Origin of the sequence: Veillonella parvula, from assembly GCF_018378075.1 — a bacterium.
GTDB lineage: Bacteria > Bacillota > Negativicutes > Veillonellales > Veillonellaceae > Veillonella > Veillonella parvula_K.
Map to the genome: position 1 here is coordinate 1 of NZ_JAGZYE010000015.1, position 13,467 is coordinate 13,467.

Annotated in this window: 9 protein-coding genes; 6 read left to right on the forward strand and 3 right to left on the reverse strand. The window is 37.0% G+C overall.

Features of this window, described 5'->3' with window-relative positions; genetic code table 11:
* The 5 genes from KH286_RS09355 to KH286_RS09375 form a co-directional block, all read left to right on the forward strand.
* Nucleotides 1-2,503 (forward strand): YadA-like family protein (locus KH286_RS09355; RefSeq protein WP_278617853.1); only part of this gene is annotated, 2,503 nt, incomplete at its 5' end.
* Between the two features lie 254 nt (nt 2,504-2,757).
* On the forward strand, nt 2,758-4,167 hold the full coding sequence (locus KH286_RS09360) for an MATE family efflux transporter (RefSeq protein WP_101928980.1): 1,410 nt from the start codon (nt 2,758-2,760) through the stop codon (nt 4,165-4,167).
* Nucleotides 4,168-4,719: 552 nt separating this feature from the next.
* Nucleotides 4,720-5,757 (forward strand): OmpA family protein, encoded by a 1,038-nt coding sequence (locus tag KH286_RS09365; protein ID WP_278617854.1) that lies wholly within the window; start codon nt 4,720-4,722, stop codon nt 5,755-5,757.
* 226 nt (nt 5,758-5,983) lie between these two features.
* A complete protein-coding gene (locus KH286_RS09370; protein ID WP_278617855.1) occupies nt 5,984-7,105 on the forward strand; it encodes an AI-2E family transporter in 1,122 nt (373 codons plus the stop codon).
* Between the two features lie 127 nt (nt 7,106-7,232).
* Nucleotides 7,233-7,889 (forward strand): PepSY domain-containing protein, encoded by a 657-nt coding sequence (locus KH286_RS09375; protein ID WP_004692962.1) that lies wholly within the window; start codon nt 7,233-7,235, stop codon nt 7,887-7,889.
* 189 nt (nt 7,890-8,078) lie between these two features.
* Here KH286_RS09375 and KH286_RS09380 read toward each other — a convergent pair whose 3' ends face one another.
* Both KH286_RS09380 and sstT read right to left on the reverse strand, forming a co-directional pair.
* The gene (locus KH286_RS09380; RefSeq protein ID WP_278617856.1) at nt 8,079-9,596 is read right to left on the reverse strand and encodes a dihydrolipoyl dehydrogenase family protein; all 1,518 of its coding nucleotides are present in this window, start codon (nt 9,594-9,596) and stop codon (nt 8,079-8,081) included.
* Between the two features lie 246 nt (nt 9,597-9,842).
* The gene (gene sstT, locus KH286_RS09385; RefSeq protein ID WP_278617857.1) at nt 9,843-11,063 is read right to left on the reverse strand and encodes a serine/threonine transporter SstT; all 1,221 of its coding nucleotides are present in this window, start codon (nt 11,061-11,063) and stop codon (nt 9,843-9,845) included.
* A gap of 346 nt (nt 11,064-11,409) precedes the next feature.
* Between sstT and KH286_RS09390 the strand changes: the two genes are divergently transcribed.
* Nucleotides 11,410-12,156 carry a ubiquinone/menaquinone biosynthesis methyltransferase gene (locus tag KH286_RS09390; protein ID WP_077708221.1) on the forward strand — a complete coding sequence of 249 codons (747 nt, stop codon included), beginning with the start codon at nt 11,410-11,412 and terminating at the stop codon, nt 12,154-12,156.
* On the opposite strand, the gene KH286_RS09395 is transcribed toward KH286_RS09390, so the two are convergent.
* Nucleotides 12,137-12,868, reverse strand: a complete 732-nt coding sequence (locus KH286_RS09395) for an SIMPL domain-containing protein (RefSeq protein ID WP_278617858.1) — start codon at nt 12,866-12,868, stop codon at nt 12,137-12,139. The genes KH286_RS09390 and KH286_RS09395 overlap by 20 nt on opposite strands.
* Between the last annotated feature and the right edge of the window lie 599 nt (nt 12,869-13,467).

Sequence of the window (13,467 nt, forward strand, 5' to 3'; positions counted from 1 at the left end):
GGTTGAAGGTGGTAACACCGTTAAGTTTATCGATGGTGATAACATTTCCATTACTCAAAATGGAAAGGACTTCACCATTTCTACTAAGAAAGATGTAACTTTTGATACGGTAACAGCTACTCAAACGATTACAGCGCCAAAGGTTAAAGCGATAACTGGGGTTGAAACTCCTCAAGTAACAGGTTTGACCAACACTGCATGGACTCCGGGACAAACACAACCTGTATCTGGTCGTGCAGCCACAGAAGACCAATTGAAACATATTGATGATCAAGTAGCAGAAAACAAAGCCAATATTGCTGATAATACAGCTAAGATTGGCAAAAATGCTGATGCCATTGCAGATAACAAGCAAAAAATAGCTGACAATAAAGCAGCAATTGATAGAAATGCTGCTGATATTGCTACCAATAGAGACAATATTTCGACGAATAAGCAAAATATTGCTGATAACAAAGCGGCCATCACTAAAAATGCTGGCGATATCGCAGCCAATAAAGCTAATATTGATAAAAATACAGAAGCTATTGGTCGTAAGATTTCCTTAGGTGGTAATACTGGTTCAACAGATGCGAAATCCTTAAGTACAGGTGATGTGAAATTCAATATTAAAGGGCAAAATGGTATTGTTACTGAAGCTAATGGAGAAGATGTAACTGTCAAATTAGATGATGCTACGGCTAATAAAATCAACAATGCAGCAAATACGGATCTGAGCAACTTAACAGATGCTGGCAAACAACAAGTTAAAGATTTATCCGCATGGAATGTAGTAGCTAATGGTAATACTGCTGAAAAAGTTGAAGGTGGCAATACAGTTAAGTTTATCGATGGTGATAACATTTCCATTACTCAAAATGGTAAAGATTTCACAATTGCTACTAAACAAGACGTAACTTTCAATACTGTAAAAGCAAATCAAACCATTACAGCACCAAAAGTGAAAGCTACAGAAGGTGTAGAAACACCTCAAGTAACGGGTTTGACTAACACTGCATGGACTCCGGGTCAAACACAGCCTGTCTCTGGACGTGCCGCCACAGAAGATCAATTGAAACATGTTGATGATCAAGTAGCAGAAAACAAAGCCAACATTGCTGATAATACAGATAAGATTGGTAAAAATGCTGATGCCATTGCGGATAACAAGCAAAAAATAGCTAATAATAAAGCTGCAATTGATAGAAATGCTGCTGATATTGCAACTAATAAGGACAATATTGCTGTGAACAAACAAAATATTGCTGATAACAAAGCGGCTATAACTAAAAATACTAGTGATATTGCAACTAATAAGGATAACATCGCAACCAATAAAGCTAATATCGACAAAAACACGACAGCTATTGCTCGTAAGATTTCTTTAGGTGGTAACTCTGGTTTGACTGATGAAAAATCGTTGAGTACAGGCGATGTAAAATTCAATATTAAAGGCGAAAACGGTTTAACAACTATAGCTAATGGTGAAGATGTAACTGTTAAGATTGATGATCAAACTAAAGCAAAAATCGATAATGCAGCAAATCAAGATTTGAGCAACTTGACAGAGACTGGTAAACAACAAGTTAATGATATATCTGCATGGAAGGTAACAGCTGCAGGAGGTACTGTTGAAAAAGTACAAGGTGGGGATACCGTAAAATTCCAAGCTGGTGATAATCTTGTAGTTAACCAAGACAGAACTACTTTCACATATGGCTTGGCTAAAGACTTAAAAGGCCTAAACAGTGTTACTGTAGGTGATGAAAACGGTGTATCTACTAAAATCACCCCTGCAGGTACAACTGTGAAAGATGCAGCTGGCAACTCTACTACAATTAATGGGGGTGGTATGTCTATTACTCCTGCAGATGCAGCAGCTAACCCTGTATCACTTACTGTAGACGGCTTAAATAATGGTGGCAATCAAATTCATGGGGTAGCGCCTGGCACAGCTGATACTGATGCAGTAAATGTTAGCCAATTGAAAGTATCTAATGCTGGTTTACAAGAAGCTGTTAACCGTGTCGCTACTGAAACACAACGTGTTGGTGCTCATGCGGCAGCTATGGCAGCGTTGAAACCAATTCAATATGATCCATTGGAACCAACACAAATTATGGCTGGTATAGGTAACTACCGTGGTGAAACTGCTGGTGCCATCGGTATTGCTCACTACCGAACTGAAGATACTATGTTCAACGTAGGTGTTTCACTTGGCACTAGCCATAACATGGTAAATGCAGGTGTAACGCATAAATTTGGTGGTAGTCGTGAAAGAAAAGACGCTATTCCAGAACGTTATAAAGCAGGCCCTATTAGCTCTGTTTATGTAATGCAAGACGAAGTATCTAGCCTCAAAAAAGAGAATAGTAATCAAAAAACGGTTATTGCTAATCAAGCAGCACGTTTAAATACATTGGAAGCTGAAAATGAACGTCAACGTCAAGAATTGGCTGAAACTAAACAAGGCTTAGATGACTTGCGTGCCGTAGTAAATCAATTATTAGCTTCTAAAGGTTAAGAGTTGAGAACTAATTTTGATAATAGTCTAAGATAGTTATTTCCCTGTAAAACTAAGAACCTCTTATACATTGTTGTACTTGATAGGGTATATACATTTTGTATAAGAGGTTCTTTTTTGCTATTTTGATATATATTCTTATTTAAAAGGCATAACATATGAATGAATTCTCATGTGTTGTGTGGTATAATACAATAGATATAAGAGGTGAAGTAATGCCTTTACTATATGATCTTACATGAATAGGAGATAGGATGTTAGACCGTATACAACGATGGCTTTCAATAGACACCATGTTGCCTGTTGCAGAACGATTAGGAGCTGTAGGAACTACAAAGCAGCTATATGGTAATTATTTAAAAATAGCTTGGCCAGCTACATTACAAGGCTTGATGTTACAATTTATGACTGCCATTGATTTGGCGATGGTTGGTGCCTTAGGTGCGTCAGCTCTTGCTTCGGTAGGCATTATGGGGCAACCTGAGATGGTAATGCTCATCTTCTGTCGAGCATTATCCATTGCTGTGACGGCAATTATAGCTCGTCGTCATGGTGAAGGCGATGTAGATGGTATGAATGCCGTACTCAAGCAATCTATTTTATTGAATTTTTTAATTTATGTACCGTTATTATTGATATGTTTCTTGAACTTAGAGCATATTCTACGTTTTACGGGTGCTGAAGATGGCTATATTGAAACAGCCGTTTGGTATGGTCGTTTCATAGTTATTAGCTTAATATTTCAGTCCTTTAGCCAAATCGTAGGGGCTGCACTCATTGGATATGGTAACACTAAAGTTATTTTTAAATCTAATGTAGTAGGGAATATTTTGAATACGATAATGAATTTCTTCTTGATTTATGGTATTGGTTTCTTCCCTGAACTTGGCGTTATGGGGGCAGGTGTATCCACTATGATCAGTAGTGCTATTATTGCATTATTGTTGTTGCGTACGATTTCACAACATACTTCTACTGGATTAACATTGCGCCATCCGTCGAAATGGATGTTTGAAAGGCCCGTATTACATACAATGTTTCATGTCGGTGGCAGTTCTTTAGGAGAACAGTTCTTTGAGCGGTTCGGTATGTATACATACACTATGATTGTTGCTTCCTTAGGTGCGGTACCTTTAGCAGCACATTACGTATGTATGAATTTAATGGATATATTTTACTATTTTGCGATGGGTCTTGGATTTGCAGGTGCATCACATACGGGGCAAAGTCTGGGACACAAACGACCAGATATTGCACGTACTTATGGTAAAATTGGTGCTCGTATTGGTTTAGTCGTGGGCCTTGTAAGTGCATTAATCTTTATTGGTCCTGGTGATTTTTTAGTACAGTTATATACTCGTGAAAGTGATGTTGTTACACTTTCAGCCACTTTGATGGGCATTATGGCTATCGCTGCATTCCCTCAAGCATTACAGCAAGTGTATTCCGGTGTGTTGAAAGGGGCAGGAGATACATATTACATCATGAAATATTCTCTTGTAAGCGTAGCAATCATTCGTCCTATTATTACTTATTTATTGTGCATTACACTAGGTTTAGGGCTTTTTGGGGCATGGTTATCTTTGTGCTTCGATCAGTCTCTAAGATTATGTTGTTCTTATTTGAGATTTATTCGAGGAACATGGCAACATAAGGTTGTTTAATGAGATGTAAATTCTTTTTCACATTGAAAGTTTTAGAAGGATTCATGAAAAAGAAGTGAATAAACTCTTGTCTATTAAAAATTTTTGATGTACAATACGTAATGTGAAAAAAATGACACATTGGGGAATGTGTTATCTGACCAGAAACTTCTGATTTCACGTATATATGTAAGGGATATACATATGAAATGATAAAAGCTTCCTTAGTGCATAAGGGAGCTTTTATTCGTTCAATTATAGTTAGATCTATTAGTATATATAATAATGATTTTGATGAACTTATAAGACCAGTAATTTTATTATTGTTAGAGAATCTTAAAAAAGATAAATAGTATTATAATTTCGGGAATGTAATATGTGCAGAGAATCGCAGTGATTCGGCAATAGAGAGGGTTTAAATATTTATATTTATAATATTTATAGATAGATATAACTAAAAATTCATCAAATATTCATGAAGAATGTTGAATTATATTGAAAAATTGTGTAAAATATAAGCATATTATTACCAAAGCCTAAGTATTATAAGGGCTGTTTTTGGAGGGAATTATAATGAATAAAAAAATATTAGCTTTATTGGCAGTTGCTGCTGTAGGTGTGTCCGTAGCAGGTGCAACTCCTCAAACTCAATTCAATAAAGGTGAGTTTCAAGTTGATCTTGGTGCGTCTGATTCTAAAGCAAAAACTAAAGATTGGACTTCTGATGCAAAATGGAACTTTGATGGTGGTGTAACATACGCTTTCACAGATAAAACAGCGTTGCAATACCAATACCATGGTTTGAACGATAAATATAACGGTATGAGCTATAGTGACAGAATGCAAGAAGTTAATTTGATTCAATCCTTGAACAAAAATTTTGCAGTATATGGCGGTTATGCTCACATTTCTGGTGATACATTCCCTAAAGCAAATAATATTGCTCAATTAGGTGTAATTGGTAAAGCTAACCTTGGCTCCAAAGTAGACGTTTATGGTAAAGCGGGTGTAGGGACTAAGAGAACTACTACTTGGGAAGCAGGTTTAGGTTATAAAGTTAACCAAGACTGGGATATTAATGCAGGGTATCGTTATATCAATACTAAACGTGATGATAAGTCTAATATTTCCTTCCAAGGTCCTGTAGTAGGATTATCTTACCGTTTCGGTGGTCACAAATCCGTAGCTCCTGTATACACTCCAGTGCCAGCTCCTGTATACACTCCGGCTCCAGCTCCTACTGTAGAAGCGCCTGCATATAAAACTCCTAAATTGGATTACTATGTACAATCTATCTACTTTGACTCCGACCAAGATGTTGCTCGTGCAGACCAATATCCAAACTTAACAGCTGCTGTAAATGCTGCTAACCAATATTCTCAAGACCAAGTTAAATTGATGGGTAACGCTGATACTGATGCAAATCCTCAATACAACATTGCTTTGTCTGAACGCCGCGTACAACATGTGGCTCAATATTTAGTTAACCATGGTGTATCTGCCGATCGTCTTATCGGTATTGCTAATGGTGATGTTAAACCAGTTGCAACTAACTCTACAGCAGCAGGTAAAGCTGAAAACCGTCGTGTAGACGTTTATATTCATCGCTAATCTCTAGACTAATCTAGATTAGGCCTACAATAAGTCCACCTTCAATCATGCTCTCTTATTTATCGAGAATTCGAGCATGCGATAAGGTGGACTTTTGTGTTATACTAAAATTGCATACAATCCTAGGTCATACAATGTTCATTATGCTTTGGTAATGTATGCGATGTGAGAATCGTATAGTTATATAGGTGTAGCTTATTAATAGTGTTATGTGAAGTAGGTTATTATGAAAGAATTCAAATATTACAAACAGCTCATAGGAGCTATTATACTAGCGGGCATTATGATTATGATGGCACTACGTATAAGTGATATTGCTAGTGGTCTTGACGCTATCTTTACGGCTTTTGTTCCGCTCATTGTGGGTGCTTGTATTGCTTTCGTATTGGATATTCTAGTCGTTCGTTATGAACGATGGCTATGGCCTAAGTGTGACTCTGGATGGAAGTATAAAATACGTCGCCCGTTGAGTCTTTTGCTATCCTTTGTAACAATTAGTGTTATTGTGTATTTTATTGCTCGGATGGCTTTACCTCAATTGATTCATTCTATGTCGATTATTGTAGCTGCATCACCGCAATTGTATACGGATTTCCAAACATGGATGCAACATATTACAGAAACCATTCCAATGGCGTCGAATCAAACGATTACAGATGCCCTAAGTGGAGAGAATATTGCTAAATATACTCGTGAATGGGGGACAAAAGGTGGCACATATATTGTAAATGCAATGGGCACCGTATTGTCTTGGACTTTGAACATAGGTCTTGGCTTAATTTTTGCTGTTTATATGTTGCTTGATAAGGAACGCCTTATGTTACAAGGTAAACGTATATTAAAGGCATATGCATCAGATGAGTGGGTAAATCGAGTTAGTTATGTAACTCGCGTAGCAGTTCAAACATTCAGCAATTTTTTTGTAGGTCAGTTTATAGATGCCTTGGTTCTAGGCGTGATGGTAGGAATTACTTTATGGCTATTTAATATTGAATATGCTACAACGATTGCCTGTGTAATTGGTCTAACTGGATTGATTCCACTATTAGGTATTTATGTTGGTGGTATCATTGGAGCCGTTATGCTACTTACTGTTAGCCCTATGGATGCTCTCATCTATGTAATTATTTTAGAGGTACTTCATCAAATTGAAAGTAACTTTATTTATCCTAAAATTGTAGGTAACTCTGTTGGATTACCAGGTTTGTGGGTATTTGCTGCTGTTATCGTAGGCGGTAGTTTGATGGGGGTTACTGGTATGTTGATCGGTGTACCTTTAGTGGCTACATGCTATAAATTGATTATGACTGATGTAGATGGACGACTTGCATCTAATGAAGGTTTATAGTATATTGTCTAAATGATATGACTATTTACATATTTTTCGTGTTGCTGAATATAGCATGAACTTATAGAAATTCTAGTGTACTAATAGTTTGATTAATAGAAGCATAGTATCTAGTAGGAGGATTATAATGAATAAAAAGTTGATTTCTATGGCATTAACGGGGGTATTAGCAGTGGGCATGTTATCCGTTGCTACACCAAGTGTGGCAGATGCACGCAAAACAAAGCCTGAAACAAGTACGGATATTTCTGTAAAACGTGCACCTGGCGAGTCCATAGTTATGACTATGAGCCAAATTGGAACTATTTTTCAAAATCGCTATCCAAATGCGGCGCTTCATTCTGTAGAGCTCAACTCTAATGACTTGAACTATGGTTATAAAGTAGTTGGTTATAGTAAGTATCATCAGTACAAGATGAAAATTGACGTAATCACTGGTAATGCTTCTGATATGGAAGAGGGGGGCAAACCTAAGAAAGTTATTGGTGAGATTTTCAATAAAGATAAAGTTATTGAATCAACACAAGCAGAACGTGTTGCAAAACAACAACTTGGAAATGATGCTGTTATGAAGGGCTGGAAAATTGAAGCTCATAATGGTAAAGTTTTATACTATGTGACTATGCATCAAGATGGTAAAAAAGTAGTTGTTACAGTAGATGCTGAGACAGGTGCTTATGTAGAACAATCTAAATCCTATAAATTACCACCTGAGCCAGATCAAGGCTTTGATGGTCGTAAAACAAATCTCGTTTGGGGTTCTGATATAGATATGGGCCGCTAACCTATCTATTGATGATTAATAAGAAAAGAGCCGAAGGCAATGCCTTTGGCTCTTTTTTGCGATTCCGATACTATAAAATATCGGTTGATAGTGCTCTTATGTTAGAATATTTTTTTTACAATAGATATGTTTGCAACAAAAGGACTGCGCCTAGGTTTAGTCCTTTTATTATTTATAACTATAGTTGTATTACCAACGATTTTCGTAGTACACTTGTGTCCACATGATAACCTCGACGAGGGATGGATGTGGGCTCATAGTTTCGCCTACAGTGATAACGGATCTAGGGTCCATTTCACGAGTAATACCTTTTTCACGTAAACGTTTAGTGCGTTCAGAAGCGATTTCTTCATTGATGGCTGTCAACGGAGTTACACCACTATTCATAAGGTTCACATAAGGCTGGAAGAGGATAGAGGCTTGAGGACCTACGACATGCATACCAAGGATATGGTTGGTGTCTTTATCTACTACAATTTTTACAAAGCCATCGTTTACATCTCCAGGGTTGATACCCATTGCATAGCCTTTTGCAGTGGAGGAGTAGAAGTTCTTCCCAACCCCTACATTGTAAGCTGCTTTGATAGCTTCTGCCTCTGTGAGACCTACACTACCAATTTCAGGATAGGAGAATGTAACCTTAGGTAATGTATCATACCTTGCCCAACGGTAATCCTCTTCACTTGTTGCATAGAAGAGATTGTGAGCAATGATATCTGCTTCGTAGTTTGCACGGTGACGGAATGCAGGTTCACCATTTACATCACCTAAAGCGTAGATACCATCAACGGATGTTTCTAAGAATTCATTAGTTTTAATCCAGCCTTTAGGCCATGTTTCGATACCAGTATTTTCAAGGTGAAGCTCTTCCACAGCTGGACGGATACCTGCAGCTACAAGGATTTCTTCAACTTTAGTTTCTGTAATTTGGCCAGTAGTACGATCTTTAGTAACTACCACTTTAAGGCCATCTTCTTGACGGATTTCAACAGTGTCTTGGTTTAGAAGTACGTTAATACCACGTTCTCTGTAGTTGTTAAGCAAGTGTTCCGATATATCTGCATCTTCTTTAGGAACTAAACGTACATTATGTTGTAGAATTGTTACTTTTGTATCAGCGGAATCAAATACATGAGCGAACTCAACACCAATCGGACCCGCACCAAGTACAGCAAGGGATTTATATGGCTGTTTAGGGAATTTATCACCAAAGAGACTTTCACTAGTAAGGAACCCTGATTCTTGAAGACCTGGTACATTAGGTACATTACTATAGCCACCAGTACCAAGGATAATTGTAGGCGCTGTAATTTCTACAATGCCAGACCCATCGTTAAGATGGATGTTCATCACTTTATCAGATACAAAGCTTGCTGCACCACGATACACATCTACGTTGTCATAGGCATTGTAATAATCATAGATGCCTGCAGATTCGTCAATTTTATGCCAAGTACGCTTGGACACAGTATGCCAGTCCATAGTAGCAGGTCCAACGTTAACGCCAATTTTTTTGAATTCTTTTGTTTCTTGAATTGCATTAGCTGCTGTAACCATAACTTTTGTAGGAATACAACCGCGAGTTAGACATGTACCACCAAATTTACCTTTTTCTATGATTGCCACTTTAAGGCCTTTTTTGAGCGCAGCATCAGCTACGATGGTTGCGCCGCCTGTACCAACTACAATAATATCGTATTGTTTCATGTTGATTCCTTCCTATATATCTACTAATAGTTATTATCATTAACTATATTATACCACTACATTGAAGAAAATCAATATAGTTTGTTAGTGATTGGTGAAAGTTTATATTTAGTTGATCCAAATACATAATATTATTTCCAGAAAATTAAGAGGCGCGGATATATGTAACTTTCACAAAGTCCTATAAAAGAATGTACAATTAGTTTACAAAAAAAAGACGGCCCCAAAGGACCGTCTAAAAAAATTTTAGTTCCAATCTTGATGATAACCGCGTTTTGCATAATCAGCAGTAGCAGTGAAGAGGATATCTGTGCTAGAGTTAAGTGCAGTTTCCGTGGAATCTTGTAATACGCCGATAATAAAGCCTACGCCTACAACTTGCATTGCTACATCATTGGATATACCGAATAGGGAACAAGCCAATGGAATGAGTAACAAGGAACCGCCTGCAACACCGGAAGCCCCACATGCACCAATAGTGGCAATAACAGATAATAGGATTGCGGTAGGAATATCTACAACGATACCTAATGTATGCGCCGCAGCTAATGTCATGATTGTGATTGTAATTGCTGCACCACCCATATTGATTGTAGCTCCTAATGGAATGGATACGGAATACATATCTGGATTAAGTTTCAATCGTTTGGCTAAATCAAGGTTTACGGGAATGTTTGCAGCAGAACTACGTGTAAAGAACGCATAGATTGCAGATTCTCGTAAGCATTTGAATACCAATGGGTATGGATTACGACGAAGGTAAATAAAGGATAAAATTGGATTGATTACTAGTGCTACAAAGATCATAGAACCAAGTAATAATACGAGTAATTGAAAGTACCCAATCAAGGCTTCGATGCCGTTAGTAGCAATGGATTCTGCTACAAGGCCCATAATACCAAGAGGGGCGAATCGAATGATCCAACCTACTACAGTAGTAATAGCTTGTGCAATGGACTCCATAACTTCCTTCGTATTCATCGGTGCATGGCGTAAAGCACCACCAATGATAAGTGCCCAACCTAAAATACCGATGTAGTTAGCAGTCATTAATGCTTTTACAGGATTATCAACTACATTTTTTAGTAATGTTGTCATAACCTCTACGATACCTTGAGGTGGTGCGGCATCGGCTGCACCTGTTGCTAGGTGTAATGTAGTAGGGAAAAAGAAACTTACGATTACTGCTAAAGCCGCAGATAGGAATGTACCTAGTAAATATAAGGTTATAACAGAGCCCATACCTGTTTTTTGTCCAGAGCGATGTTTACTAATCGCAGCAATTACTAAGAAAAATACGAGGATAGGGGCGATACCTTTTAGCGCTCCAACGAAGAGGACTCCTAATAAAGCAAGTTCATTGGCCACATCGGGCACATAAAGAGCAGTTAAAATACCAATAATCAAACCTATGATAATTTGTTGGATTAGACTGACTCTATTGATTGATTTTACAAATCGATTCATAGTACACTCCAATACTTATATAAAAACAAATAAAATCCCATGATAAAGTATCCTTTCAACATGGACATATGTCATTATACAACGAACATGAAATGGTGGCAATAGATATTATAATCGATAGTCGTATATATTTATTATGAATATAGGTAAAAAATAGATATGTGTGTTTAGTTTTATATTATGTAGCGGAAAATACTAAATACCAGTGTTTTTAGTAGGTATGTATATATTACATAGTCACTATATAGAGTATATATATTAGGATTCTTTTTAGCGTTCCTATAGTGTGGTATACTATGCCATATATAATTCTTGAACATAGTTCTTGATTTGTGAAAGGTCCATAATGAATACTAAAGAATTTAAAACGTATGCAGATAAAGAGAAATTTGTACAAGGCGTTTTTTCTAATATTGCAAAAAACTATGACTTAATGAATACGGTGTTAAGCTTTGGACAAGATTATTTTTGGCGTAAATTCTCTGTAAAAGCGATGAATATCGGTCCTCACCAATATGTACTTGATGTGGCATGTGGCACTTGTGTATTTACGAAGGAAGCATTATGTCAAGAGCCCACTTTGAAGGTAGAGGCATTAGATTTTAATAGTGAAATGTTAAATCAAGGTCGTGTTCGTATTGAGGCTGCTGGTTTACTTAATCAAGTAAATTTAGTACAAGGTGATGCCATGGCCTTACCATATGAGGATAATACATTTGATGCTGCAATGAGTGGCTTTGCAATGCGAAATGTTCCAGATATTAAGCAGGTATTGTCTGAAATGCAACGCGTGGTAAAACCAGGGGGGAAGGTTGTGGTGTTAGAACTTGCAAAACCAAGTATGTTTGGGTTTAAACAGTTATATAACTTCTATTTTTCATATATATTGCCTATTATAGGAAAATTGAGCAAAGATAACTCTTCCTATGCCTGGCTTCCAGAATCTTTACGTAGATACCCTCATCAAAGTGAGATTTTAGAAATCTGGAAATCTCTAGGATATGAAAATGCCACCTATCATGAATTGACAGGCGGCATTGTAGCTGTACACGAAGGTGTGGTACCGGAAAATTCTATTGTAGATAATAAGTGATGTTAGCGTCTTGGGAAACTATTAAAGAGCCTTTTTCTACAGGTGTAGCAGTTTCGAGAGCTGCTTTTAGCATTACTGGGTTACGATAGTAACCAGAGTCCATTGTGCTAGTTTCAGTTGTGCTAATGGAAACAGTTTTTACTGGTCCCAATGTACGACCGAGGGCAGCTGCGATAACTTCTGCTTTATGGCGACCGTTTTGAATCGCTTCTGTAGTTAAAGAATCAGATAATTGTTGAGACACATCATTTTGGAATGAAAGGTTGTTGATGTCGTTAGCACCAGCGCTAACAGCGGCATCGACAACCTTTCCTACGTTATCAAGGTTATTGATCTTAACTGTTACATGATTTGATACATTGTAACCTGTATTGATGCGTTTGCCGTCTTGATAGTCACTCGTTGGATTGATGGAAATGCTAGATGTATAGATGTCTTTTTTGGCAACACCTAAGTTAGCTAATTGACTAATTAAATTACTCATAATACGATCATTATTAGATTTTGCAGCATTGATATTGGTATTTTGGCTTGTAATACCAAGGGTTAAAATCGCATAGTTAGGTGCTACAGATCGAGACGATTGACCAGTAATATTAATTTCTGAAGTATCAAATGTGCCCTGTGGTGCAGCTAATGTGGTAGTTCCCATAGTAGCACATATAGTAGCTATAGCTACAGCTTTTGATAATAAATGTTTTGATAGTTTCATACTCAATCTCCTTACAATAATGTAATATTCATATTGGTAAACGCTTATAAAAGAAAACTAATTTGTGCTGAAAGTTCTTTATTACAGCTACATTGTACATGGTTAATTGTGTAAAATCAATTATTAGGTTTATAGTTAAAAATGAAAATAAAATGAAGATTTTGTAAAATTGAGAATTGGGGGTTGCGATTATATTTTCATTGTACTATAATATGCATACAGTCGTTTGAGCGGCTGTTTCTTAATGAGTGTAGCAATACACTTAGAGGTTTAAAATGAACTTCAAAAAAGATTATAAAATGTGTTGACATGAAAGTGGTCATAATGTTATTATAATCAAGTCGTCAATTACGACAGTACTTAATAATGAAGTAGTGCAAATTGATAACAGATCTTTGAAAACTGAACAATGATAGGTAATCAATCAAAACGATTGAACATATGCCAGAGTGCGGGTTTTGACATAGTCAAAACCAACCATAATTCAAAGTTACTTAAAAGTAACGACAACAAATAATGAGCTATTCAAATAGCTTCAAGATATCTTGGAGAGTTTGATCCTGGCTCAGGACGAACGCTGGCGGCGTGCTTAACACATG